The sequence below is a fragment of the Bacillus sp. FSL R9-9497 genome (assembly GCF_038005805.1).
In the GTDB taxonomy this organism is placed as follows: Bacteria; Bacillota; Bacilli; order Bacillales; family Bacillaceae_G; genus Bacillus_A; species Bacillus_A cereus.
This window is the reverse complement of sequence record NZ_JBBOTY010000001.1, coordinates 1,457,807-1,484,196: the sequence shown is the minus strand read 5'-3', so window position 1 is coordinate 1,484,196 and position 26,390 is coordinate 1,457,807. Positions and strand designations below refer to the sequence as shown.

Genomic DNA, 26,390 nt, shown 5'->3' with positions numbered 1-26,390 from the left:
GCCAAACACCTATTTGCGACCCATTTTTGGATAGACTATAATAAAGTGAAACTTCTTTTGCGTTTTTTTGCAAAAGATTAGTTGAACTAATCGGGTTCCTACGGCTGGTTCGCCTTTCTTCAGAGCTTTATCTCCTACCAGCCGTTGGTACGGGGTAAAGTGAAACTTCTTTTGCGCTTTTTTGCAAAAGATTAGTTGAACTAATCGGGTTCCTACGGCTGGTTTGCCCCTCTTCTTTGCTTCATCTCCTACCAGCCGTTAGAGCGGGATAAAGTGAAACCTTCTTTTGTGCTTTTCGCAAAAGATCAGCCCACACCAATCAAATTCTTACTATTTTCACTAGCAACTAGAAATTACTTATTATTATGTTTTACTGTTTCAGCGGAGCAATGCAATCATTACATAATTAGGGGGATTTCTATATGACATCAAAATTGAAGATGCGAAATATTATTTTTATTTTAATCGGTTCCGCTATATTTTCTTTCGGTATTGTCAATATCAATATTGAAAACCACCTTGCAGAGGGTGGGTTTACTGGTATTACACTATTATTGTATTTTTTATTTAAGTTTGATCCTTCCTACTCAAACTTAATTTTAAATATCCCTATATTTTTTATTGGTTGGAGGTTACTTGGCAGAACGACATTTTTATATACATTAATTGGCACCTTTAGCGTATCTTTATTTCTATGGATTTTCCAGCGTTACGAAGTACTCAACTTACATTTAAACTTGCAAAATGATATGACACTCGCAGCTTTATTCGCCGGGGCATTTATCGGTATCGGCCTTGGAATAATATTTAAATATGGCGGGACTACTGGCGGTGTAGATATTATCGCACGACTAGCTCACAAATATGTTGGCTGGAGTATGGGGAAAACAATGTTTATGTTTGATGCTGTCGTTATCGTAGTCTCTATTCTTACCTATTTATCATACCGCGAGGGCATGTATACGCTAGTTGCTGTTTTTATCGGTGCTAAAGTCATTGATTTTATGCAAGAAGGAGCTTATGCTGCCAAAGGAGCGACTATTATCTCAGAGAAAAATGATGAAATTGCTGCCAAAATTTTATCTGAAATGGAGCGCGGAGCAACCTTTTTAAAAGCTGTTGGATCGTATACAAAAGTGGAACGTAACGTATTGTATTGCGTTGTTGCTAAAAATGAAATCGTGAAATTAAAGAATATCATTACTTCTGTAGATCCTCATGCTTTTGTCGCTGTAAGTGATGTACATGATGTAGTTGGTGAAGGATTTACGTTAGATGAAAATAAAAACCCTTTACATAATTAAATGTAACTAGAAAAGCGCCTTAGCTTTTCTAGTTTTTTATTACAAGTCTTTTAAGCTTCTCAAAATCCTCATGAATAAGCTCCAATAAACTCCGATTATAAAAAATGGAAGCTGGATGAAAAGTCGGAAAAACATGATATTCTTTCTCTGACCATGTAAACTCTGCACTTTGCATATCCTTTAATTTTTGAATGGGCTGTTTTAATAATTGCCCGTGTATATCTGTGATTTTTTTATTTTTTCCTGTTAAACGTTGAAGACCGATATTTCCAAGCGTGACGATAAGCTTCGGATGTATTTTCTCTAATTCATAATCTAACAAAGGCGCATGGGCAACTATTTCTCCCTGATTTGGCGTTCTATTATACTTTTTTTGTATGATTTCACCATTTCGTTCTTTTTTCTCTCGCCATTTATAAGGTCTACTTCGAACAGCGCTCGTAATATATACTTCTTCCCTTGTAACATCAATACGCTCTAAAAAATCCATTAATTGTTTTCCCGCCCTCCCGCTAAACGGAATCCCATTATGAATTTCTGTTTCACCAGGCGCTTCTCCTAACAACATAAATTTGGGATTTTCAGGACCTTGTCCACTTAAAAAACCTTCTAGTTGATAAGGAGCACTGCGCTCTTGCACTTGTTTTACTAAATGGTCTGGATATTTCATTTCCCCCCACCGCCTTTCCGCATTACTTCTATTATTTCTATTTGCAATACATTATATAATTCAATCTATACAATAAAAAAAGACTATCAAAATTGATAGTCTTTAGTCGTCGCTACGCTGCATACCAGTATACATTAATACGAGACGTAATAATTCAAATACCGCTACAGCTGCAGCTGCTACATATGTTAATGCTGCCGCATTTAATACTTTACGAGCTTGCCCATATTCATCTGTTGATACAATACCTAACGCTTCAATTTGTTGCATTGCGCGCTTTGACGCATCAAACTCAACTGGCAATGTAACGAGCTGGAACACAACACCTGCTGCCATTAAAATGATACCTAATAACAACAAACCAGACATTTGTGCAAATATACCGATTAGGACGAAAATCCAAGACATATTCGAACCAAAGTTTGCAACTGGCACTAACGAATGACGAACGCGCATAAATTTATAATCTTTTGCATCTTGAATTGCGTGTCCTACTTCGTGTGCTGCAACTGCTGTACCAGCAACTGAATGTCCATAATAGTTATCTGTTGATAATCGAACCGTCTTAGCGGTTGGATCATAATGGTCTGATAAATGACCTGGTGTTTCTTCTACAGCTACGTTGTATAATCCATTTTCATCTAAAATTTTTCGAGCCACTTCCGCTCCTGTCATACCTGATGTTGAATAAACTTGTGAATACTTGCTATAGGCACTACGTACTCTTGACTGTGCATACAACGGTATGATCATTATGATCGCGAAGTAAATTAAATAAAACATCATGAACCTCCATTGAAGTTTTAATTATAGTACTTCTCATTCTATTTTCTTCTGCCACTATTGTCAATGAATAAACCTTACAATCCATATCTTTATTTATTGCATTATCTATTTTTAGAATGTACATTACTTTTTCTTTTTTCTCTCTCTCCTTTATACTTTCTCCATCCAACATAAGTTAATGTGAATAAAATAAGTCCCCCAGTAATTGTCATAAACCAAATGAGAGAGGGTGCAATTTCATCTTTTTTTACTGTGTGAAATATCTTTTGCAAATCCCCTTTAATAATCCCTAATTGCATTTGGCCGCCTTTCGTTTTTAACATAACGTTACGAAATTCATCTAAATAAGATAAATGAACATTTACACGCTGAACCTCGTTTTCTGGCAAAGCAATCATTAAGCTTGGATAAATAATATTGAATTCATTTAAAAACGTATTTAACGTTTGTTGAAACTGCCCAGCATCTTCTTTTTCCATCGCTTTTTCCATTTGAGAAAAGGCATCCATTACTTTCCTTTCTCTTTCCATCCAAAGTGGTTGATATTTCGATACTTGTGCATCAACAGCAAGTTGTAATGCCAGCACATTATCAATTTTAGCTTGCTTACCTAAACCTTCTTCAGAGAGCGATTGTTGCGCCTTATCGTAAGCTAAAGAAATAACTCTAACTTGATCTGGTGTTACTTCCTGCTTCTTTTCATTCCCCTTTATTAAAAATTGCTCCGAGAAATGTTGTAATACTTGTACCGCTTTTTCATCTTCATTACGCTTCACTAACTGTAACGAGTCGTCTAACAACCCTGTTAGCTCATTCCACTCTTCAGCATATATACGTAACGGAAACATTATAATTAGAAATGCTATCAATCCAATTAATGTTCTCTTCATCCCGGTCCCCCCTATAACTACTAGTACAAAATATGTTAATTTGGACAAGAATAGAACAGAACTAGACCGAAAAATATATTATCATTTTACAAAGAAAAAAATTCTCTTTAAGCAGAGAATTTTTTCTGTGACATCCTTTTCTTTTTTACGAAATATCGATATAAACTGTAACAAAGTATACTACCACCTAAAATGAATAATAAAATAGCACACGCAGCATGCATAAAGAACTCTTCTGGTAACATTAATATAATTGGATCTTTTTCAGGATCAAAAACCCAATAATCATTACTAAATAAAAGTTTATGGAATAATACAAAACTCTTTTCAAAATTAATAGCAATTGGTAACATAAGCGCTATCGGAAAAATGATTGTTAAAATCGATCCATGCAGTAAAAACTTTTCATTTTTCTTTTTTAATAAATAAATTCCGCCTATCACTGCAATCATAATTGTCGCATACATCACATATTGAATCTTTACTAAAATATTTTTAACATCTACAAAATGAATACGGCCATTTGTGGACATATCTAATGTTGGCAAATGTAATGCTCCGTCATAAAACGGGGATAAATATGTAATAAGCACATCGTAATTTCTTTTAATTTCATCCTTCGTCATATCCGCTAAATCAGGAATATTTAAAAAATCAATTTCAAAATAATACAGCCATTTTCCATACACAACTGCCGTTGTTGCGAGTGCAAAAATAGAAAATGCTATGCTATATGAAACAACTAAAGTAATCAATCGATCCAATATTTTTGTACCACTCTTATTTTTCTCCATGTTCTCCCCCTAAATGTTCTAACCATCATAAAGAAAATTGTTTCCTTTGCTCACGTAAGCAACAATAATATGTAATACATAGTACAGCAATACTTAACCAAAACGTAAAATAACCAATTTCCTCTACAAACAAATGCATAATTCCATATCGCGGCATTTGCCAAAATAAATAATCAATTGCATCGTTATGCAACGTCCACACAGCTGCTACTATAAAATGCCATTTTTTTATACGATAGAATGGAGCATATAAAAATCCTTGTACTGCCATCGCAAAGTGCGAAAGCATTAACATGTAGCCCATAAGGCCAATAGGCCCTTTTACGTAAATCATAATCCCGTTTACAACAACAGCCCAAATACCATATTTTATTAAAGTTACAATCGCTAACGCTTCTATTAATCCCCAGTTTCTCTTTGCCAAAAAAGCAATTAAAACAAAGACAAAAAAGAGACTCGCCATAGGACTATCTGGTACAAACGGCCAAAATATAGGTGACGTTTCTTTCAATTGATTTCCGTACCATATAAATCCGTAAATTGTACCTAATATGTTAACAATTAATAAAAATAATAATACCGAGCGTTGTCTTAACATTACATACAAGTACACCAATCCGTATGTCCAACACCTTTCAAGCAAAGTAATTCATTCATTAAATCCTACTCTATTATAACAAACTTCATCCAACTAAATAGAAAAGCTGACTACAAATTTTGTAGTCAGCTTTTTATTATTTTTTATTATACTTTGCAACGAATTCCGAAAGCTTCTTCAGTTCCTCATCCGTACCTTTAAATACACCTTTAGGCATTGAACCTTTTCCCTCTTTCGCAATTTTAGCAATTTCTTCTGGCTTTAAAGTTAAGTTTTGCAGTGCCGGTGCTGCTGCCCCGCCCTGTAAATTGTCACCATGACATGTTAAACAAGTATTTTTTTGCATTAATTTATAGCCATCATCATTTTTATCAACTGGCGCTGTTTTTACAATTGCTCCTTGTTTTTTTGCAGCTTCCCAGTCGTGGTGTGCTACAGATTCCCAAGTTAAAAAAATAATCGATGCAATTGCTAAAAGCATAAATCCAGTTGCCACAGGACGCTTCAATGGACGTCTTTCTGGACCTCGATCAAGAAATGGAGCTAACAGTAATGCTCCAAACGCAATCCCTGGCATAATAAATGCTCCAATTACAGTAAATGAACCGGAAGCATAAGAATACTTTAATAACTGATACAAGAATAAGAAATACCAATCTGGAAGTGGTATATATCCAGCATCAGTTGGGTCCGCCATTCTCTCAAGCGGCGACGGATGCGCCACTGTTAAACATAAATAACCGATTAAAAAAACTGCACCAACCATCCATTCTTTTAACAAGAAGTTCGGCCAAAATGCTTCTGTTTTCCCTGGGTATTCAGAATAGTCTTTTGGAATATTTGGTTTCCGAGCTACTGGTACCCGAGAATCTCCTACAAACTTCATCCCTTTGCCGCGATGCATAATCTCCCTCCTTTTGTTCTTTCCCCTTTAATTTAGCAATCTCTTATAGTGGACCGGAAATACCTTGTTTGCGAATCATGATGAAGTGGAAGGCCATTAAACCTAGAAGTGCTGCTGGTAAGAAGAAGACGTGAATAGCAAAGAAGCGAGTTAATGTTTGAGCGCCAACAATTTCGGAATGACCAGCGAGTAATGTTTTAATATAAGGACCAATGAGCGGTGTTTGCTCTGCAATTTGAATCCCTACTTTTGTAGCAAATAAAGCTTTCATATCCCACGGCAATAAATATCCGGTAAAACCAAGACCTAACATAACAAAGAAAATAAGAACACCAACAATCCAGTTTAACTCACGGGGCTTTTTATACGCACCTTGGAAGAAAACTCTGAGTGTATGTAAAAACATCATTACAATTACGAGACTAGCACCCCAGTGGTGCATACCACGAACAATTTGCCCATAAGCAACTTCATTTTGTAAATAGTAAACTGATTCCCAAGCATTTTTAATATCAGGCACATAATACATCGTCAAAAACATTCCAGATAAAATTTGAATTACAGTAACGAAAAAGGTAAGTCCTCCAAAGCAATAGACGAATGCAGAGAAGTGATGTGCCGGGTTTACATGTTCAGGTACTTCATGATCAGCGATATCACGCCATATTGGTGTAATATCCAATCTTTCATCCACCCAATCATAAATTTTATTTAACATCTACTTTGCACCCCCTCTTGGCTTCGCTTTTCCTAGATACAGCGTTCCATCTTTCACTTTAGACTCGTACACATCAAGCGGAGCAAGGGGTGGCGTACCTTTAATGTTAATCCCATCTTTTGTATAACGCCCCCCGTGACATGGGCAAAAGAATTGATTCGGATGTGCTTTGTCCGAATTCCAGTTAACTGTACATCCTAAATGTTTACATACTGGAGAGAACGCAACAATGTCTCCGCTTTCATCTTTATGAACCCAAGCCGATTTTGGTTCTTCAGACTTGTACCAACCATCAACCTGCTTCACTTTAAAATCGAAACGCTTCGGCTCTGTTGTAATATCCTTTACTTGCGCAACAGCAACCATATCTGTTCCCGCTTCTTTTCTTAACACCGGATCAAGCGCAAATCGCGTCATCGGCATTAAAATACCGGCAGCCATAAAGCCTCCTACCCCTGTGAGTGTGTAATTTAAAAATTGTCTTCTTGACACGCGATGTTCTTTGTCGCTCACGAAAATTTCCCCCCTCTATCAGAAATTGTCCCCTCGTGATAAATTATATAAAAAATAAAAACTAGGACACTATCATGATATAATACGCTCATGCACAGGTCAATATCATACTACTCATAATAATAAGAACTTTCTGTTTATTGCGAGTTTCCCCATTTCTCTTCCAACATCACCATTATATTTTTTATATGCGCATGAATAACTTCTCTTTTTGCTTGATCACTAAATTGTTCTAACGCTAATGAAGGAAACCAAAATAAATCTCCCTGTAATTCTTGCATATCCTTTTTCCATGAAAAATCACTTGTAACATAAGCAATATGCTTAAAACCTTCACTTCGTAAATGATTTGTCCATTCTTGCAAACGACCTTTTTCATTCTTTTGACTTTCTACCAAATACGTAAACGCAGGCAGTAAAAGCACTCTTCCTTTATACTCTCTTTCCAATTCCGTGCTCAACAATTCGATAAATTCACCTTGTTCTACAACCATTTTCATTTCTTTTGCTGCCGAAACTGATAACAGCGGTATTACTCCTGTATCAACATACTCTCTTGCTTGCTCAAACTGTTCTACATCTTTTACAATCCACTTCAAATCCCTTCCCTCCTTCACTTACAAATGACAGAACTTTCACTTTATATATATTAAACCACACTAAAAGAGGTAAAAAAAGAAAAACTACCCAATATAGGTAGTTTTTCTTGATAAAAGTCTGAAATTTGTAAAAATTAATTAATCCAAATAAATTCTACAAAGTCTTTAACTCTGCCGTTAATCTATGAAACGCTTCCTTATCTTGCTTATCTAACGCTTCATCAATTTGTTTCAAAAGGCGTTCTCTCCTAAACGAAAATACACTTTCTTCCAAAAACCTTTCTGCAAGTAAACGATCTTTTTCATTTACTTCAATATGCTTTGGTAAATATGGGTTTTCTTCTAATACAGCTACATAATTCGCATTTTGAAACGATGATTTAAAGTTGAGTTGAATATAAATATCCTCATCTCGATTTAAACGAATATCATGAAACGATTTTTCAGCATCTGTTGTCATAACATTTTGTTTAAAAAAGTGAAACGGTGTGTCTTTCACACAATTCGCTGACATCACTAAGCCACGCGGACAATATTTTGCATGCTCTACGAAGTGGACTTTATGCATCAATTGGTCGTGACTCATTAAATAATTCAGAATCCATACACATTCACGCTGTTTCAGTTGGTAATTATTCAAAAACCATTTTACAAAATCCTTCTTCTCGTTTACAGAAACAGGGGTATTCATAGCAATTAAGTCCCTCCTCTGTCTTTCTCTTTTCTTTTTAGATTCAAGAAGCGGCATTCAGTTTCCTTCCAACTTATGAAAAATCCTCTAAATTATATAACAACTCTTCAATATGAATTTGTGTCGGGTCTAGTTGTAATAACTGAGTAAATACTTCTTTCGCCTCTTTTCGTTTTCCTTCTTCCAATAAGAAATAACCGTACTCTTCTAAGAAGTCTGGATGATTCTTAAAAGAAGTATATGCACTTTCATAGTGTTTTAATGCATCCGAATACATTTCTAATTGTTTTTTTGCATACGCAAGATCCCAGAGTAGTTGTGTATCTGGTTCTCCACTATCAATAGCACGCTCTACAATTGCAATTAACTCTTCGTACTTTTCTTGTTCTTTTAAGATATATGCATATTTTAATGTTGCACCTAAATGCCCTGGATCTAACTCAAGCGCTTTTTGAAGAACTTCCTCTGCTTCTACTATTTTTCCTAATTTCGCCGCAATGTTCGCTAACTCTACATAAAATGGAACTGAAAGCTCATCTACTTTAATTCCTTCATGAAGCGTTTCATAGCTTTCTTGAAGCATTCCTTCTTTTTCATAGCTTTTCGCTAAATACATGTACAGTGATGCGTACTCAGGGTCTAATTCTTTTAGTTCTTGCCAAGCACCAATTGCTCTCTGATATTCTTCACCTTGGTATAATGTAAAGGCATATCCAAATAATGAGTGAATATCTTTTTGTTCCTCTAGGCCTGCTTCATAATAAGAAATCGCTTCTTCCCAGTTTCCGATCGCGCTTAACGTTTCTGCGAGGCGAAGTGCGATCACAACACCACCCATTACTTTATGTTCCGCTAATAGCGATTCATAATAAGTAATTGCCTTTTGTTCTTCACCTTTACTACTATATAATTCTGCTAACCCAAACGTAATAACAGGTTCATCAGGCATCATTTCTTTCGCCTTTAATAGTTTTTGCTCTGCTACATCATCAAAACCTTGCATTTGGAATAAATCTGCAACAAGTAATAACGATTGAACATATAAATCGTCATTTTCTGGAATATCATGAAGCACTTCAATCGCTTCATCTTCTTTATCTAGATCAATATATAATTCTGCTAAAAATACAGTGAATTCACTTTCTTCTGGATACAGTAAACGTAAGTCTTCAGTAATTGCTAATGCCTCATCTGTAAATCCAAGCGTATGATAGTAACGAGCGATATCATACTTCTCTTCATCATTCGCAATTTTTAATTGTTCTTTTAATAATTGTAATCCTTTTTCCGCTTCACCATTTTCAATATATGAAACAGCTTGTTCAAACTTTTGCATAAACGTCTCCTTTAATTCTAAAAAATATTCTCTTCTGTTCATTTATCATAAGCAACTCACTGTTAGAACGCAACCTTTAGAATGAGCATGCTTCTTCTTATACTTCTTCTTACAGAGTAGTTAATTGTTCAAAAGGTTCGGATATGACACCGATACCTTATCATCATCTTCTATTGTACCGCTTTCTTTTATGACCGTGCAAATAACTTCTCTCACTAATTATCGAGCCATACAAACCGTGGTTTACAGAATAACTTAATTAGCAGTCTTCAACCTTTATTTTGAATGCGATAAAAAAGGCTCCTATACTAGGAGCCTTCACAATCTCTTAAGAATATGTTTCTTCTTTCTGTACTTGCTCATTTACAAGCTCTTTCAGCAACTCTATAATTTCATCATTTTCTTCCTTCAAACCGACAGTAATACGAATACCATCATCGATACCAAATGCAGCACCAGAACGAACGATATATCCTTTTTTCATTAATCGTTCAAAAGCTTCATTACCCGGTATACCAAGTTTTAAGAAAATGAAATTTGTTTGAGATGGATAATAGAATACGTTATATTCTTTACAAAATGCATAATACTGATTTAAACCTTCAGCATTCTTTTGCACACAATCTTGTAAAAAGGCTTGATCTTCTAATGCAGCGAGTGCTACAGATTGGGCTACAGTTGATGTATTGAATGGTAACCTAGCTACTTCTAGCTGTCCGATTAACTTCGCATCCCCAATCGCATATCCGATACGAAAAGCAGCTAAACCATATGCTTTTGAAAACGTGCGTAAAACCATAAGATTTTCATACTTTTCAAGAAGTGGTAATGTTTGCGGATAGTCTTCTGCTTCCGCGTATTCATAATATGCTTCGTCCATAATAACGAGAGCCGACTTAGGAACTGATTCTAAAAATGAAAGTAATTTTTGTTTCTCAACATATGTACCTGTTGGATTATTCGGATTACAAATCCATACAATTTTCGTTTTCTCATCTACTTGCTCTAGCATTGCATCTAAATCGTGAATACCATCTTTAAGTGATACTTCACGAACTTCTGCTCCTTCAATAACAGCATGGTGATGATATTGTGAAAACGTAGGATTCGCCATTACAACGTTTGTTCCTTCATGTAGTAACGCTCGGCTAATCATTTGAATGACTTCATCTAATCCACTACCAAATAGTAGTTGTTCTGCTTTTACACCTAAATGTTCCGCTACTTTTGTCCGAAGTTCAAAGGCATATCCATCTGGATAAAGGGCATATTGGCTCGCTAAAGAAGTTAATGCTTCTGTCACACGTGCTGAACAACCGAATGGATTTTCGTTGGATGCTAATTTCACAATTTTTGATAAACCATATTCTCTTTTTACTTCTTCAATGTTTTTCCCAGGCACATACGCTCTCAAAGTTAACAATTGCTCTTTCACTCTCATTTTTCTTCCCCCAGTCATTTCATTCAATTTGATTACAATACGGTTATAGCCCCTTACTGTAATCTTTTGTCATAACCGTCACTATTACGAGAATACCTCTAAATGAGCACTTCACAGCACTTCGCTATCATTTTAAACCATATCTTTTTGAAATGCCTCTAACGCAATATGAACAGTCTCATCTGAAATAGATACGACATTCACTACCCCATATTCCTGCATAAGCACCATATGAATTGCTCCTGCATTTGCTTTCTTATCTTGTTTCATCAATTGAACGAGGCGCTCTACATTCAAATCTCTTGGCATTTTTGGATAGCCGTATTTCAAGAACCACTGCTTCATATCTTCATAAGCAAGATCAACCTTGTACACTTGCTCACTTAAAAATATGGCGAATAACATTCCAACCGCTACACCGTCACCGTGAGTAATATTTCCATACCCTAGCTCTTTTTCAAGAGCATGTCCTAACGTATGTCCAAAGTTCAAATGAGCACGTACACCCTTCTCTGTTTCATCTTGTGACACAACATTTGCCTTTACAGGAATCGCCTTCGTTAATATATAGATTAACTTCTCATCATGAAGATCCGCTAATGTTTGCACTTCTTCTTTTAACCAATGGTATAGCTCCACATCACCGATAAGAGCATGCTTTATCACCTCTGCATAACCTGAACGCCACTCTTTTTCAGGAAGAGACTGTAAAAACGGTGTATGATATACAACTGCTTCTGGCTGATGGAATGCACCAATCATATTTTTACCTAACGGATGGTTAATCGCTACTTTCCCACCCACTGCGCTATCGTGCGCTAATAAAGTTGTCGGAACCTGCACAAAGCGAATACCACGCATAAACGATGCAGCAACAAAACCAGCTAAATCTCCAATCATTCCGCCTCCAAGTGCAAGAATTAAAGAATTTCTATCTAATTTATTTTCAAGAGCTGACGTATGAGCCGCATAGAAATTTTCGAAAGACTTCTCTTTTTCGCCACTTGGTACAACAAACGAAAACACGTGCTGCTCTACTTGTAATGCATCGATAACTGTCTGTAAATGTAGTGATGCAACAGCTTCATCTGAAATGATCATTACGTTAGATACCGCTGGCTGCATATTTTGAACGATCGTTGTTAAGTTTGACAACGCTTCTTTACCAACATGTACATCATATTCTTTTGATTTCGTTTGAATATGTATGTTTCCCATTAAAATCCCCTCGCATATTCATTATGTTTCTCAATATTTTCACGAATTAGTTCCATACGATCTAATCCGAATTGTTCTATTAAAGCTGTCGCTAATTCCCAAGCCACAACCGCTTCTGCAACGACACTAGCTGCTGGCACTGCACAACTATCTGAACGTTCAATGCTCGCTGTAAAAGGCTCTTTCGTATCAATATCTACACTTTGAAGAGGTTTATAAAGTGTAGGTATCGGTTTCATCACACCGCGCACAACAATTGGCATTCCAGTCGTCATACCGCCTTCTAGTCCACCTGCATTATTTGTTCTTCGTGTATATCCATGCTCCTCATCCCACAGAATTTCATCATGAACTTCACTTCCTGGTCTATGCGCTGCTTCAAAACCAATTCCAATCTCGACACCTTTAAAAGCATTAATACTCATAATTGCAGCTGCTAATTTCGCATCCAGTTTTCGATCATAATGCACGTAGCTACCTACTCCAATTGGCATCCCTTCCACAATTACTTCAACGATTCCACCGATTGAATCACCATTTGCTTTCGCATCATCAATTGCTTTCATCATTTGGTTACCAGCTTCTTCATCTAAGCAACGTACAGGAGATGCTTCTGTAATACTCTTTAATTCTTCAATTGAACTATACGTAATCTCCTTAGCTTGTACACCGCCAATTTCAATTACATGGCCCGCCACTTTAATACCAAGTTCTGCTAACACCTTTTTAGCAACCGCACCAGCAGCAACACGCACCGTCGTTTCGCGCGCTGACGAGCGTTCCAGTACATTCCTCATATCTCTATGACCATATTTAATCGCACCATTTAAATCAGCATGCCCAGGCCTTGGTTTTGTCACTTTCCTTTTCATCTCTTTTTCTTCTTGCTCAGTTAAAGGCTCCGCCCCCATAATTTTTGTCCAGTGTGCAAAATCACGATTTTCAACAACAAGTGCAATAGGGGAACCTAATGTTTCTCCATGTCTAACACCACTTAAAATTTGCACTTGATCCGTTTCAATTTGCATGCGTCTACCGCGCCCATATCCCTTTTGCCTTCTAGCTAACTCTTCGTTTATATCATCTGCTACTAAAGACAATCCTGCCGGAACACCTTCTATAATCGTTGTAAGTTGTGGACCATGAGATTCACCAGCTGTAATATATCGCATACGTTATTCCTCTTTTCGTATATGTATTTATCTCACTATATTAACTTTTATCATTCTAAAAATATTAAAGAAATTATATCATAAATCGACCATTTTCTTATTCTATATTTCCGATAGGCCTAATTTAAATATCAACATATCATAACAGCTCAAACTTCGTAACTAACTGAAAATAAAAAAAGTGCAAGAAGAATACCCCTATTCTCCTTGCACTTTTTACTATTATCACAGTGATTAAAGCGTTTACAAATTATTTCAAAATAATTAGTAAATCCATTCATTCATTAATTTTGAGTAGTCAACTAATTCTTCTTCTTTAAAGAAAATAGCAATCTCGCGCTCTGCGCTTTCTAAAGAATCAGAACCATGGATAATGTTTTTCGCAACAGTTACACCGAAATCTCCACGAATTGTTCCAGGAGCTGCTTCATGTGGTCTTGTTTTCCCCATCATGTTACGCGCTGTATCTACTACACCTTCACCTTGCCATACCATTGCGAACACAGGTCCAGATGTAATAAAGTCTACTAACTCACCAAAGAAAGGTTTTTCCTTATGCTCAGCGTAGTGTTGTCCAGCAATTTCCGGAGTGACTTGCATTAATTTTGCACCAACTAATTGAAAGCCTTTTTTCTCAAAACGAGCTACAATTTCCCCAATGAAGGCACGTTGTACACCGTCTGGTTTTACCATTAGAAATGTTTTTTCCATAAAAAATCTCTCCACTTCTGAATTATGTATGTAATTGTATATCCCCACACACATATTATCACCCTTATCACAATTGTGCAATAGTTTTGAAATAGAGAGATTATTTTATTTTTTAGAATAAACATTAAAATTTTCGTTTTCCAATATACTTTGCAACATTTTGTAATGCGTACTTTGCTTTTCCACGTGGAAGTGGTTTTATTATTTCTAAAGCTTTATGTAAATAACGTTCACTAAACGCAAATGCTTGATCAATTGCTGTACTATTTTTTACAGCATCAATAATCTCTTGCATTTCACTTGCTGTTGAATTTTCATGTACAGATGTGATTTTCTGACGAAGTACTGGATCTTCCATCGCATATAAAGCAGGAAGTGTAATATTCCCTTGTAGTAAATCTCCGCCAGCAGGTTTTCCAAGTTTCTCTTCTGTGGAAACGAAGTCTAAAATGTCATCAATAATTTGATAAGACATCCCTACAAAATACCCATACCAAAATAGACGATTTACCGTATCACGATTAGCACCAGCAGCAATCGCTCCCAATTGACAACTCGCGGCAATTAATAATGCTGTTTTTCGCTTTATTCTTCTTAAATACGTTCTTAAATTTTGGTCATAATTGTATTTATCTTTAATTTGTTCAATTTCACCTTTACAGACTTCTAAAATAGTATGTGATAACGCTTGATGCGCCTCTGGAATTTCGATATTTGTTATACATTCAAGAGACTTAGCGAACAGATAGTCCCCTGTATACATCGCAATACGATCTCCCCATTTCGCATTCACAGTCGCACTGCCGCGTCGTAAAAATGCAGCATCAATAACATCATCGTGAACAAGAGAAGCCATATGAATAAGTTCTAACGCAACAGCAACATGCTTAATCGCATCTAACTTATAATCTCCAAATTTCCCTGCAAGCAACACAAATACAGGACGAATTCGTTTCCCACCAGCTTCAATAAGCTGTAATGCTGCCTCTTCTACTAATGGCTGTTCAGAAGCGACTGTCTTTTTTAATTCTTTTTCTATCACATTAATATCCGATCGTAAAAAAGAGTACATAAGTTGTAACTTCATATTGTTCACCTTAACCTAAAACTTCTTTTTTCTATTTTGATTCTGGTTTAATACCTAAATGCATCGCTGCTACCCCGAAAGTAAATGGTTTCACTTGCACACGTTCAAGTCCAGCTTGCTCAAACATTTGAGCCAATTCTTTCATCCCTGGGAACGTACTAGCAGATTCTTGAAGCCATGAATATTCTTTATAACTTTTCGCAAACATCTTTCCAAATAACGGCATGATATATTTAAAGTATAAAATATACCCTTGTCGAAAACCAATCATTGTTGGTTGAGATGTTTCTAAACAGATTACTTTTCCACCTGGTTTTACTACACGTGTCATTTCTTTTAATACGTGCATATAATCCGGTACGTTACGTAAACCAAACCCAATCGTCACATAATCAAACGTATTATCTTCAAACGGAAGTTCCATTGCATTCCCATGTAGAAGTTCTACTTGTTTTAATTGTAACGCCTCTACCTTTTGCTTACCGACAGATAACATATTTTCACTGAAATCTAAGCCAACAACCTTTCCTTGTTCACCTACGGCTCCAGCTAGCGCAATTGTCCAATCTGCGGTTCCACAGCATACATCAAGCGCTTGACTACCTGGTTGTACATCCATAATTCGCATCGTTTCTTTACGCCACGCTTTATGTCTTTGAAAACTAATTACAGAATTCATCACATCGTATTTATCAGAAATCTTTTCAAATACGTCATGTACTCTTTCTTCTTTTGATTGTTGCATGCTCGTACCTTCTTCCAATGTAAAATTGCTTATGTCTTCTATTTATTCCTTAACACAGAATTTATTTCATTTATGTCTGTGTGATTTTCTAAAAATTGTTTTTCTTTCTTTCTCAATTCCTTCATCCAACCATTAATCACTACTTCTGCTTTATCCCCTAAAGCATCTTGCATAGCTTGAAAAACAGGTGAATGTTGCTTATCAGCATACAATTGAATTTCTTTTTGAAGGCGATTTCCACCTAATACGTATGTAATAAATGGCTTCCAATGTGATAAATGAAAATGATCACATGTTTTTTGAAGGAGCGCAGACTCAATCGCTACTACGCTTTTCATTATGTCATCCGTCGTTTCATGCGCTTTTTGGTATAACATAATTTTGTGTTCATTTATCTCTTTAATTCCTTCAGCAAGTGCACGAATTAAAACAATATCACGATTCATAGACAATAAATAATAATATAGTCCACTATAGTAATCGCCTGCAAGTACTGTTAATTGACGACATTTATGGAATTCAATCTCTTCCTCGCCTGCTTTATTTGATACCCTTTCATGCGTATCAAGCGCAATTTGTACAAGCATAATTGTTACTACGTAATGCTCAATTTGTTCTATATGTAAGTTTGCACTCTTTAAAGCACCATATAACAATGCTATCTTTTCTTCATCAATAAATGGTTCTTCAATATAGTTTATAAAGTAAGGATGGCGTAATTTCTCCATCAATTTTTCTTTTATACCCGCATACCCTCCGTAGATGTCACACACAAAAAATCACCCTTGTTTTCTAATTCATAAAACTTATTATAACACATACACTCTATTTTCTATAACCAAAACTTGGCTACACCTACCATTCATGTAAGCAATCTTTCTAATCTCACTCTGTCTAGTTAAAACTATATCATTTATTTACTAAAAAAAAAAAGAAAAGCAGTTTCCCGCTTTTCTTTACTTCGTTTTAATAAACGATAAAATTTCACTGCGCGCTGCAGCATCATTTTCAAGCACACCACGCACTGCTGTCGTTACTGTTTTCGCACCTGGTTTTTTTACACCACGCATCGTCATACACATATGTTCTGCTTCTACTACTACCATTACACCATGAGGCTCTAGTACTTCCATAATAGAGTTCGCTACTGTTGATGTAATACGTTCTTGCAGTTGTGGGCGACGTGCAATTGTATCTACGGTACGAGCTAATTTACTTAACCCTGTCACCTTTCCACCTTGCGGAATATATGCAACGTGAGCAACTCCATAGAATGGAACTAAATGATGCTCACACATCGAATAAAATGGTATATCTTTTACTAGTACAAGCTCTTCGTGATCTTCTCCGAATACTTTATGCAAATGCTCTTTCGGATCTTCATGCATACCTGAGAACACTTCTGCGTACATTTTTGCAACACGCTTTGGTGTATCAAGTACTCCCTCACGATTTGGGTCATCCCCAATCGCCTCTAAAATAAGGCGTACTGCATGTTCAATTTGTTCTAAATTAACTTTTGCCATCCGCTAGCCCTCCCGAAAACCTAAAAGTGATACGAACACATTCTAGCATATTTATGTTTTTAAAAGCAAAAAGAAGAGTTCCCAAAAAGGAAACTCTTCTTCCCTGTTAATATGTAAGGATTATTTAACCGCATCTTTTAACGCTTTACCAGGTTTGAATGCAGGTACTTTACTTGCAGCGATTTCAATCTCCTCACCTGTTTGTGGGTTACGACCTTTACGAGCCGCACGCTCACGAACTTCGAAGTTACCGAATCCGATCAGTTGTACTTTATCACCTTGTTTTAAAGCTTCTAAGATAGAATCAAAAACAGCGTCTACTGCTTTTGTTGCGTCCTTTTTAGAAAGGGAACTTGCTTCTGCAACAGCATTGATTAAATCTGTCTTGTTCATGCCATTCACCTCCTCCCAAAGATAAGACTGTATAATGATCATAAAATGAGTCTTACTTTCATTTGTAGGCAATTTTTGCAAATTCTATACTACAAAGATGTAGATAAATCATTATCAACGCCTATATTATACGATTCTTCTTTATAATTCAATATTTTTAAGGAAATTGTTACTCTGAAAATGTGAAAATCTGATGAAACTTGACAATTTACAACAATGTATTAGATAATGACTGTTTATTTTTCTATTTTATAATCAAAAAAACAAAAAATCCCTCTACAGTGAGAGGGATTTTTTCTTATAGTATAATCGCAATTAATCCGCCAGATCCTTCATTAATAATTCTTTCTAGCGTTTCTTTTAATTTATATCTAGCATTTTCTGGCATTAAAGATAATTTCGCCTGAATTCCTTCTCGAACAATCGAGCTAAGTGAACGTCCAAATATATCAGAATTCCAAATTGATAACGGGTCATCTTCAAAATCTTGCATTAAATAACGAACTAATTCTTCACTTTGCTTTTCAGTACCAATAATCGGCTCAAACGTTGACTCTACATCTACTTTAATCATATGAATAGATGGCGCTACCGCTTTTAACTTCACACCAAACCTTGAACCGTGACGAATAATTTCTGGCTCATCTAAGCTCATATCCGCTAATGCAGGCGCTGCTACACCATATCCTGTTTGCTTAACCATACGCAGTGCATCCGCCACTTGATCGTACTCTATTTTCGCATGAGATAAATCGAGCATAAGCTTTAATAAATGATCTTTCCCTCGAATTTCTACTCCTACTACTTCTTTTAAAATCTGATCATATAATTCATCTGGCGCATATAAATCAATCTCCGCCACACCTTGCCCCATATCAATGCCAGCTAGGCTCGCTCGATCAATAAATTCATATTGACTAAACTGCCAAACAACGCGATCCACATCACGAAGACGTTTTATATCCTTCACAGTTTCTTGAACTGCTTCTTGATAACTTTGACGCAACCAATGCCCTTCATTTAGCACCATTACCCAGCTCGGAAGGTTCACATTCACTTCTAATACAGGGAATTCAAATAGCGCTTCACGAAGTACATTATATACATCTGTTTCTCTTAAACTCTCCACACTCATTGCAATAACCGGGATATCATATTCTTCTGATAAACTTTGGCGTAATTGCTCTGTATCTGGATGATACGGCTGTACCGTATTAATTATCATAATGAAAGGTTTTCCTACTTCTTTCAACTCATTTACAACGCGTTCTTCTGCCTCTATATAATCTCTTCTTGGAATTTCACCAATTGTTCCATCTGTTGTAATTACAACACCAATTGTTGAATGTTCTTGAATTACTTTACGCGTGCCGATTTCTGCAGCTTCATGAAATGGAATAGGTTCTTCATACCAAGGGGTATTAATCATGCGCGGGCCATTCTCATCTTCATAGCCCTTCGCTCCAGGAACCGTATATCCAACACAATCTACTAATCGAATATTCACTTCAAGTCCTTCATCTACTTCGATAGAAACCGCTTGGTTTGGAACAAACTTCGGTTCCGTCGTCATAATTGTACGACCAGCAGCACTTTGAGGCAATTCATCCTGCGCTCTTTGACGGTCAGACTCATTCTCAATATTTGGAATAACTACAAGTTCCATAAATTTTTTAATGAATGTTGATTTCCCTGTTCGAACAGCTCCTACAACTCCAAAATAAATATCACCGCCTGTTCGTTCTGCAATATCTTTAAAAATATCTACCTTTTCCAAGTGATTCCCTCCCTCAAAATTTTTGGGAATAATTCCGCGTTTATAGTCAACTAATACCTTCTCTAACGTTGCCTATAATATCTGATATAATATAATGGTATTCTAGAAGTTCGGACAATATATCATATAATTTTGTCCAATTTCATATGACTATTAAAAAATATCTTTTGTTTGCATCGTAAGTTGTATAACATAAAAAACCTTTCTTCTAGAACTTATTCACTAAAAGAAAGGTTCATGACTTATCATTTTAAAAAAATTGGTTCTCCGTCCTTTACTGTGTACGGTAAAGAATAAGCTGGTACAAACGGGGAACCTTTCGAAAGTATATTTCGAATATCTTCTCCCTCCGCAAACTGCCCTTCATTTCTTTTCAAAGCGTCATATAAGTCGATTCTATAATCAACAAAAACTTCTCCTTTTTCATTAATTACAAAAGGAAGTCCTTTACCAGAATATGGACTTGTCACTTGTGGCACATCTTTATATCCTAGTTTTTTGAAATCCAATTCATATACACCATCTGAAATTACTTTTTTAAAAGGTGGATATTGATGTTCATCACGATACATCCTAAGCTTTAAAGATAGTTCCTGAATTTGTTCAGCTATCCTAACATCAATTAACTTTACTGTTGGATTTGTTTCAACGTCTATTAATACGTATTGGTATACTCCTCCACTTTCATACGCATTCCCTGGCGCTTCTTGTATGTAACGCGGGGCAATCTGTTGAAAATCGATTGGATACTTTTGATAAATAGGTGTACTCATATCCCTCGTCTTAATTGGCAATATCCCATCATTTTGCTCCTTAAATGTCACAACAGCTTTTTGAACAACCTGTAGCTGATCTTCATAAGGAACCGCATTTTGCTTCATATTTTCTTTCGGATACAGACACCCCGTTAAAAGGCTCATACAACAAAATATTAAAATAATATGGAATTTTTTCACTACCATCACCTTTTCATACTAATCTAACTTGCTCCGTATGTAATATTTTCGAGACCATTCCATTTACTGCTGTACAGGTCCACTAAATACAACAAGAAAAATAACAATTCCTGACACAATCATAAGGGTGTACGCTACTAACGCTGTAATCCCTTTCAAAAATTTATTCTTTATTTTATGTCTACTTAATAAAATAAAACTTACTGCAAAAAACATAAATCCAATTGCCCCTAAAGCTAACCACATTTTCATAAGCCCTTCTGACATATACACACCCCTTTTTATTAATCTATTTTTATACTATTTTAACAAATTAAAATCTTTAAACAAATACAAAAAGAACTTTTTACTACAAATTGCGAATATGTAACTTTAATCAATAGGTTTTCCAGCATTTCTCACCAATCTAGACAAAAATAAAACCGAAGCGATTGTATCTCTCGCTTCGGTTGACCAAATATGCCCAAAAACAGCTCTATTCCCATTCTTTCATGGCTATCATATGCAATCTACAAACTCTTTGTTTCTCATAATTTATTTTTTAAACATTTTGCTTAACGAGCCAAAATCTGTTGGCATATTATTATTAATAATCGCTTTTACAATTTGATCCTCTTGCTCTTTCGGCACTTCACGTCCCGCCATAAGAGCCACTTGATGAATTAATTGACGAAGTACAGTTTCATCACGTAAATTCGCATTTTGCACGGATGATGCTAATTTAAAAATATCCTCTTTATTTACTTTCGCTTCCTTCTCAATATTATTAAAAATGTTATTATCCATTCTTTTCACCCTCTCCTCAAGTTACTCTTCATCCTATGCAAAAATGAAAAAATGGTGAAAAGACCCAAAAAATAAAAAAAGCGATAGAAGTACAAATGTACTTCTGTCGCTTTTCTTTACAGTAAATCAGGTATAGCTTCCACTTCATGTTTTCGAACACGCCCCATCAATGAGCCTACCGCATCTTTTACGTTATTCCCATTGAACAGCACGTCATATAAAGCAGCTGTAATCGGCATTTCAACTTCCATTTTCTCTGCCAATTCATGAGCAGCTTTCGTTGTTCTTACACCTTCCACAACCATACCCATACTTTCTAACACTTCTTCTAAAGAGTGTCCTTTTCCAAGCATATTTCCAGCGCGCCAATTTCGGCTATGAACACTTGTACACGTTACAATTAAGTCTCCCATACCAGTTAGACCAGCAAACGTTAACGGATTCCCGCCCATTTTTCTTCCTAAACGAGCAATCTCTGTTAAACCACGTGTCATCAATGCCGCCTTTGCATTATCACCTAATCCAAGACCATCAGTTATACCAGCAGCTAATGCGATAATATTTTTTAACGCACCACCAAGTTCAACTCCAACGATATCTGGATTTGTGTATACACGGAAATAACTATTCATAAATAAATCTTGTACTTCCTCAGCCGCTTCCATACGCTTTGCTGCAGACGTAACTGTTGTCGCTTGTCGTAAACCGACTTCTTCAGCATGACTCGGTCCAGACAGTACAACAACATCTTTAATTAAATGCTCTGGAATTTCTTCCTCAATCACTTCCGAAATACGTTTTGACGTACCAGGTTCAATTCCTTTGCTCGCATGAATCCAAGTAATTGGTTCAGTAACAATTTCTTTCATCTCTTGTAATACATCTCTGTACGCTTTCGTTGGTACTACTAGCAGTACTGTATTTACATCTACTAATGCTTCTTCTAAAGAAGAGTAGGCTACGATTGTGCTTGGCAATGTAATGCCTGGGAGATATCGACTATTCTCATGTTTCGTATTAATTTCATCCATAAGTTCTGGGCGATTTCCCCAAATACGTACATCATGTCCATTGTCAGCTAATACCATCGCTAACGCTGTTCCCCAGCTACCTGCTCCTACTACTGTGATTTTTGTCATAAAATCACATCCTCTCCATTAGTCTCTTGCTCTAGCGATAATGTGAATCGGTGTTCCTACGAAGCCAAATGATTCACGTAAGCGATTCTTTAAGAAACGCTCATATGAGAAGTGCAATAATTCTGGATCGTTTACAAACACAACAAATGTCGGTGGTTTTACCGCAACTTGTGTTGCATAGAAAATTTTCAGACGGCTACCATTATGAGTTGGCGTCGGATTCATCGCTACCGCATCCATAATTACATCGTTTAATACGTTCGTTTGAATACGGATACTATGACTTTCATTTACCTCATCGATAACCGGTATTAATGTTTGTGTACGTTTTCTTGTTTTTGCAGATAAGAAAACAATTGGTGCGTATTCTAAGAATTGGAAATGAGCACGGATATTTTCTTCAAATGCTTTCATTGTTTTCTCGTCTTTTTTCACTGCATCCCATTTATTTACAACGATAACAACAGCTCGCCCTGAATCATGAGCATATCCAGCGATTTTTTTATCTTGCTCAATAATTCCTTCTTCACCATCTAAAACGACTAAAACAACGTCAGAACGTTCAATCGCTCTTAGCGCACGAAGTACACTATATTTTTCTGTACTTTCATACACTTTTCCTTTTTTACGCATACCAGCTGTATCAATAATTACATAATCTTTTCCATCTTTACTATATGGTGTATCGACAGCATCACGAGTTGTTCCTGCTACATTACTAACAATTACACGCTCTTGACCAAGAAGAGCATTTACAAGTGATGATTTCCCTACGTTTGGACGTCCAATTAAAGAGAAACGAATTGTGTCTTCATCATATCCGTCTTCTTCAATCTTTGGAAAATGTTGTGCAGCTTCGTCTAGTAAGTCACCTAATCCTAATCCGTGTGTACCTGAAATTGGGAATGGTTCGCCAAATCCTAATGCATAAAAGTCATAAATGTCACTGCGCATTTCCGGATTGTCCACTTTATTTACTGCAAGTACAACCGGTTTATTTGAACGATATAAAATTTTTGCAACTTCTTCATCAGCTGCTGTTACACCGTCACGACCGTTTGTCATAAAAATGATAACATCCGCTTCATCAATTGCTACTTCAGCTTGTTGACGAATTTGTGTCAAAAACGGCTCGTCTCCAATATCAATTCCGCCCGTATCAATAATGTTAAATTCATGATTTAACCATTCTCCAGCGCTATAAATACGATCGCGCGTTACACCTGGAATATCTTCTACGATTGAAACTCTTTCTCCAACAATTCTATTGAAAATAGTAGATTTCCCTACGTTCGGGCGACCTACTATCGCTATTACTGGTTTCGGCATATACTTTCATCCTTTCAACTTGCTTCTGTTTATTATGTAAAAAACCCTTCTTTGTGCAAGAAGGGATTTGCATTCCAGAATATTTCTCAACGTATCAAAACACCTCACATTATAACACACGTTGCTAATGTTTCACAATAATATATACATTCTCTTGTAAGCGATGTGCAATACCATCTAAAATTGCCTCTAAATTATTTGCAATAAATTCTAGTTCCTCTGTCGATTCGCAAACGAATAAAGGAGCACCACCTGCAAATTTTTCTGGAGTCGTTGTTATAACTGCCAGAATAACACTTTCTAACATCATCTCTTATCTCCCCTTCCTTTCGGGGCTTCCGATGACATATGGACAGCACTTTCTAACGTTGGTACATTTCCTATGACACCTATCGCTTTCTCTGCATCTTGATCTTGCGGCAGTACAAAAATCCCAACCCTGCCATCCTCTAAATCACGCTTTGCTAACGGTACAAGCGCTGGTGTACCAGAATCTCTATAAATCCCTAACGCTACTGAAACATCGTGTAAAATAGCTTGTCGTTGCCCTAAATTTGAGATTGTAACCATCGCATCAATTGATTTCGGCTTTAAAATAAAACCCATACCATATTTCATAATTTCTTCTTGTCTTGCTGGCAATCCAATATTCATAATGTAAATATTGTCAATATAAAGCCCTGCTCCTTCAAAACGAAGCGGAACGTGCTCAATTTCAACAAGATCATGCAGCCTTTTACCAGACATTAATTTTTTCGCGATAAAAAATGCGATTATAGCCATAATTACTCCTGCAATCCATGAACGGAATCCTATATACGCAAACGTCGTTGCAAACGACGTTAACATTGCCAAATAGTTGCGACTTTCAAAAACCAATGCAATTCCTTCAATGTATGTATTTCCACGCGGTACGAGCTCATACCCATCTAATTGTTGAAGCGTATTTCTTTCCATATTACGTACATCACGAAATTGTGTCGCTGCTAACGTAAGAAATGTAATGGCAGAAAAATCTTTTTTCAAAATAGACGGGATTGCAATCGCTCCTAAAGCAGCTGCAATTAACCCCATTGCAATATGAATAATTTTCCCATGCAGCCTCGTCGGATATTGCCGCGTATCCGTCCGAAGCATTAGCACCCTTGTAACTGTCCCCGCTATTACGCCGCATAAAATGGCTGGTGTATATTCAGTCATGTATTACCCTCGCCTTTCTTTTACGTGTTTTTCTCTTAAACCGTTCCATGTATACTGATGCTTTTGCACTCCAAAACAATACTGCCATGAATAATGTAGAAACGGCGACGATATCAAAAAATGCTAAACTACCGTAATCATATGGGAAATTCAATTTCCTAAAAATAAATGTCACTAGCAGCTCTCCTTGTAACATCCCTACATATAGAGAACATAATCGTAATATGCGATCCCCATGCAATAACACCGATGCATACACAAGAGCACTACTTAGCAGAAACACTCTATCCACCACAATCCAAATCGGATCATATATTTCTAACAGATGAAAACTTGTATATAACATTGCAATAATAAGTGCCGAAAGTAAGCTATATAATTTTTTCCAGACAGAATATAGCGTGATCCCTATAAAAGAAATAATACAAAGTAAAAGAGCATTTACTGATACCACGAATGAGGCAATCGTTACATGTAACGGAGAGCAAATTATAAAAATCAGTATACAAGCGCCTAACTTCCACCGAATAAGGTCCTTTTTCATAAAAAAGGTTACAATGATCCACCCTATCCAAGCTACAAAATAAAAAGTACTTCCATCCATCAACTTCACCTCCTATGTTTTCCATTATGGGAACTTTTTATGAAAGTTAATCCACTTTATTTACGCATAGTTTTTTCTTATAACAGCAACACTTTTAACAAGGAGGTGTTATTCATTATGGGTAAAGATCGCCAAGAACGAAAACTACGAGAATCACGCCGCGTTGAATCCGATCGTGATCAATCACTACAATATCCAGGTGCAACTGGACTTGATACACCAGAACAGGCTCGAAAACAAAACCAGCACTAATTAATACAAAAAGACGGTTTCGATATTGTACGAAACCGTCTTTTACATAATCAGTTTAATGTTTTCTATTTATATTGAAATAATATTTTGCGCACTATATCCTCCCATTACTTCTTTTTACCTTCACCTATTCCCGTTAAAAATTAAGTTCTATCCAGTAATTCGACAACACACCATCTACATTTTTTAGTCCTTTTTCAATTGCAATTTTTACGAAATGATATTTTTATATAATACTAGTCCCATTCTCC

31 protein-coding genes are annotated in these 26,390 nt (G+C 36.2%); 2 read left to right on the top strand and 29 right to left on the bottom strand.

Annotated features, from left to right (window positions below; genetic code table 11):
• The first annotated feature begins 422 nt into the window (after window positions 1-422).
• Window positions 423-1,304 (top strand): YitT family protein, encoded by an 882-nt coding sequence (locus MKY21_RS07755; RefSeq protein ID WP_000202121.1) that lies wholly within the window; start codon window positions 423-425, stop codon window positions 1,302-1,304.
• 28 nt (window positions 1,305-1,332) lie between these two features.
• Here MKY21_RS07755 and MKY21_RS07750 read toward each other — a convergent pair whose 3' ends face one another.
• From MKY21_RS07750 to MKY21_RS07610, 29 genes are all read right to left on the bottom strand, one after another.
• Complete coding sequence (locus tag MKY21_RS07750) at window positions 1,333-1,974, bottom strand: uracil-DNA glycosylase (RefSeq protein WP_016117488.1); 642 nt, start codon at window positions 1,972-1,974, stop codon at window positions 1,333-1,335.
• Between the two features lie 102 nt (window positions 1,975-2,076).
• On the bottom strand, window positions 2,077-2,760 hold the full coding sequence (locus MKY21_RS07745; RefSeq protein WP_058839490.1) for a zinc metallopeptidase: 684 nt from the start codon (window positions 2,758-2,760) through the stop codon (window positions 2,077-2,079).
• 101 nt (window positions 2,761-2,861) lie between these two features.
• On the bottom strand, window positions 2,862-3,650 hold the full coding sequence (gene ypjB, locus MKY21_RS07740) for a sporulation protein YpjB (RefSeq protein WP_000831584.1): 789 nt from the start codon (window positions 3,648-3,650) through the stop codon (window positions 2,862-2,864).
• Window positions 3,651-3,757: 107 nt separating this feature from the next.
• Complete coding sequence (lit, locus tag MKY21_RS07735) at window positions 3,758-4,444, bottom strand: lipoprotein intramolecular transacylase Lit (protein ID WP_000414377.1); 687 nt, start codon at window positions 4,442-4,444, stop codon at window positions 3,758-3,760.
• A 25-nt stretch (window positions 4,445-4,469) separates the two neighbouring features.
• The gene (locus tag MKY21_RS07730; RefSeq protein WP_142954689.1) at window positions 4,470-5,060 is read right to left on the bottom strand and encodes a DUF1405 domain-containing protein; all 591 of its coding nucleotides are present in this window, start codon (window positions 5,058-5,060) and stop codon (window positions 4,470-4,472) included.
• A gap of 118 nt (window positions 5,061-5,178) precedes the next feature.
• Complete coding sequence (qcrC, locus tag MKY21_RS07725; RefSeq protein WP_000554603.1) at window positions 5,179-5,946, bottom strand: menaquinol-cytochrome c reductase cytochrome b/c subunit; 768 nt, start codon at window positions 5,944-5,946, stop codon at window positions 5,179-5,181.
• Between the two features lie 43 nt (window positions 5,947-5,989).
• The gene (gene qcrB, locus MKY21_RS07720) at window positions 5,990-6,664 is read right to left on the bottom strand and encodes a menaquinol-cytochrome c reductase cytochrome b subunit (protein ID WP_000932700.1); all 675 of its coding nucleotides are present in this window, start codon (window positions 6,662-6,664) and stop codon (window positions 5,990-5,992) included.
• A complete protein-coding gene (qcrA, locus tag MKY21_RS07715) occupies window positions 6,665-7,177 on the bottom strand; it encodes a menaquinol-cytochrome c reductase iron-sulfur subunit (protein WP_001280593.1) in 513 nt (170 codons plus the stop codon). It abuts the gene before it with no gap.
• Window positions 7,178-7,314: 137 nt separating this feature from the next.
• Window positions 7,315-7,776, bottom strand: a complete 462-nt coding sequence (locus MKY21_RS07710) for a YpiF family protein (RefSeq protein WP_086392150.1) — start codon at window positions 7,774-7,776, stop codon at window positions 7,315-7,317.
• A 154-nt stretch (window positions 7,777-7,930) separates the two neighbouring features.
• Complete coding sequence (locus MKY21_RS07705; protein WP_001095925.1) at window positions 7,931-8,467, bottom strand: ReoY family proteolytic degradation factor; 537 nt, start codon at window positions 8,465-8,467, stop codon at window positions 7,931-7,933.
• A gap of 73 nt (window positions 8,468-8,540) precedes the next feature.
• Window positions 8,541-9,803: a tetratricopeptide repeat protein gene (locus MKY21_RS07700; protein ID WP_001168671.1), complete on the bottom strand. Its 1,263-nt coding sequence runs from the start codon at window positions 9,801-9,803 to the stop codon at window positions 8,541-8,543.
• A gap of 328 nt (window positions 9,804-10,131) precedes the next feature.
• Window positions 10,132-11,244: a histidinol-phosphate transaminase gene (gene hisC / locus MKY21_RS07695; RefSeq protein WP_001264023.1), complete on the bottom strand. Its 1,113-nt coding sequence runs from the start codon at window positions 11,242-11,244 to the stop codon at window positions 10,132-10,134.
• A gap of 132 nt (window positions 11,245-11,376) precedes the next feature.
• Window positions 11,377-12,462, bottom strand: a complete 1,086-nt coding sequence (gene aroB, locus MKY21_RS07690; RefSeq protein ID WP_086392148.1) for a 3-dehydroquinate synthase — start codon at window positions 12,460-12,462, stop codon at window positions 11,377-11,379.
• On the bottom strand, window positions 12,462-13,634 hold the full coding sequence (gene aroC, locus MKY21_RS07685) for a chorismate synthase (protein WP_001269386.1): 1,173 nt from the start codon (window positions 13,632-13,634) through the stop codon (window positions 12,462-12,464). Before aroC ends, aroB begins: the two co-directional genes overlap by 1 nt.
• Before the next feature lie 264 nt (window positions 13,635-13,898).
• Entirely contained in the window at window positions 13,899-14,345 is a 447-nt protein-coding gene (gene ndk, locus MKY21_RS07680; protein ID WP_000415883.1) for a nucleoside-diphosphate kinase, read from the bottom strand.
• Between the two features lie 124 nt (window positions 14,346-14,469).
• Window positions 14,470-15,432 (bottom strand): heptaprenyl diphosphate synthase component II, encoded by a 963-nt coding sequence (gene hepT / locus MKY21_RS07675; protein WP_000776077.1) that lies wholly within the window; start codon window positions 15,430-15,432, stop codon window positions 14,470-14,472.
• Window positions 15,433-15,463: 31 nt separating this feature from the next.
• The gene (gene menG, locus MKY21_RS07670) at window positions 15,464-16,177 is read right to left on the bottom strand and encodes a 2-heptaprenyl-1,4-naphthoquinone methyltransferase (RefSeq protein ID WP_001187674.1); all 714 of its coding nucleotides are present in this window, start codon (window positions 16,175-16,177) and stop codon (window positions 15,464-15,466) included.
• A 38-nt stretch (window positions 16,178-16,215) separates the two neighbouring features.
• Window positions 16,216-16,950, bottom strand: a complete 735-nt coding sequence (locus tag MKY21_RS07665) for a heptaprenyl diphosphate synthase component 1 (protein ID WP_000332850.1) — start codon at window positions 16,948-16,950, stop codon at window positions 16,216-16,218.
• 183 nt (window positions 16,951-17,133) lie between these two features.
• Window positions 17,134-17,703: a GTP cyclohydrolase I FolE gene (gene folE, locus MKY21_RS07660; protein ID WP_001151482.1), complete on the bottom strand. Its 570-nt coding sequence runs from the start codon at window positions 17,701-17,703 to the stop codon at window positions 17,134-17,136.
• Window positions 17,704-17,823: 120 nt separating this feature from the next.
• Entirely contained in the window at window positions 17,824-18,096 is a 273-nt protein-coding gene (locus tag MKY21_RS07655; RefSeq protein ID WP_001043860.1) for an HU family DNA-binding protein, read from the bottom strand.
• Between the two features lie 298 nt (window positions 18,097-18,394).
• The gene (gene spoIVA, locus MKY21_RS07650) at window positions 18,395-19,873 is read right to left on the bottom strand and encodes a stage IV sporulation protein A (RefSeq protein WP_000416519.1); all 1,479 of its coding nucleotides are present in this window, start codon (window positions 19,871-19,873) and stop codon (window positions 18,395-18,397) included.
• A 245-nt stretch (window positions 19,874-20,118) separates the two neighbouring features.
• Window positions 20,119-20,829, bottom strand: coding sequence for a hypothetical protein (locus MKY21_RS07645; protein WP_000713405.1), 711 nt, complete (start codon window positions 20,827-20,829; stop codon window positions 20,119-20,121).
• A gap of 63 nt (window positions 20,830-20,892) precedes the next feature.
• The gene (locus MKY21_RS07640; RefSeq protein WP_001289004.1) at window positions 20,893-21,096 is read right to left on the bottom strand and encodes a DUF2768 domain-containing protein; all 204 of its coding nucleotides are present in this window, start codon (window positions 21,094-21,096) and stop codon (window positions 20,893-20,895) included.
• 267 nt (window positions 21,097-21,363) lie between these two features.
• On the bottom strand, window positions 21,364-21,615 hold the full coding sequence (locus MKY21_RS07635; RefSeq protein WP_000369754.1) for a stage VI sporulation protein F: 252 nt from the start codon (window positions 21,613-21,615) through the stop codon (window positions 21,364-21,366).
• Window positions 21,616-21,731: 116 nt separating this feature from the next.
• Window positions 21,732-22,754: an NAD(P)H-dependent glycerol-3-phosphate dehydrogenase gene (locus MKY21_RS07630; protein ID WP_000161763.1), complete on the bottom strand. Its 1,023-nt coding sequence runs from the start codon at window positions 22,752-22,754 to the stop codon at window positions 21,732-21,734.
• 18 nt (window positions 22,755-22,772) lie between these two features.
• Complete coding sequence (der, locus tag MKY21_RS07625) at window positions 22,773-24,083, bottom strand: ribosome biogenesis GTPase Der (RefSeq protein WP_001125893.1); 1,311 nt, start codon at window positions 24,081-24,083, stop codon at window positions 22,773-22,775.
• Window positions 24,084-24,207: 124 nt separating this feature from the next.
• Window positions 24,208-24,393: a capping complex subunit for YIEGIA gene (locus MKY21_RS07620; protein WP_000979058.1), complete on the bottom strand. Its 186-nt coding sequence runs from the start codon at window positions 24,391-24,393 to the stop codon at window positions 24,208-24,210.
• Window positions 24,390-25,283: a YIEGIA family protein gene (locus MKY21_RS07615; RefSeq protein ID WP_000141596.1), complete on the bottom strand. Its 894-nt coding sequence runs from the start codon at window positions 25,281-25,283 to the stop codon at window positions 24,390-24,392. Before MKY21_RS07615 ends, MKY21_RS07620 begins: the two co-directional genes overlap by 4 nt.
• Complete coding sequence (locus MKY21_RS07610) at window positions 25,276-25,887, bottom strand: YphA family membrane protein (RefSeq protein ID WP_000349096.1); 612 nt, start codon at window positions 25,885-25,887, stop codon at window positions 25,276-25,278. Before MKY21_RS07610 ends, MKY21_RS07615 begins: the two co-directional genes overlap by 8 nt.
• Window positions 25,888-26,004: 117 nt before the next feature.
• Here MKY21_RS07610 and MKY21_RS07605 point away from each other — a divergent pair, with 117 nt between their 5' ends.
• The gene (locus MKY21_RS07605; protein WP_000513900.1) at window positions 26,005-26,139 is read left to right on the top strand and encodes a YpzI family protein; all 135 of its coding nucleotides are present in this window, start codon (window positions 26,005-26,007) and stop codon (window positions 26,137-26,139) included.
• The last annotated feature ends 251 nt before the right edge of the window (window positions 26,140-26,390 follow it).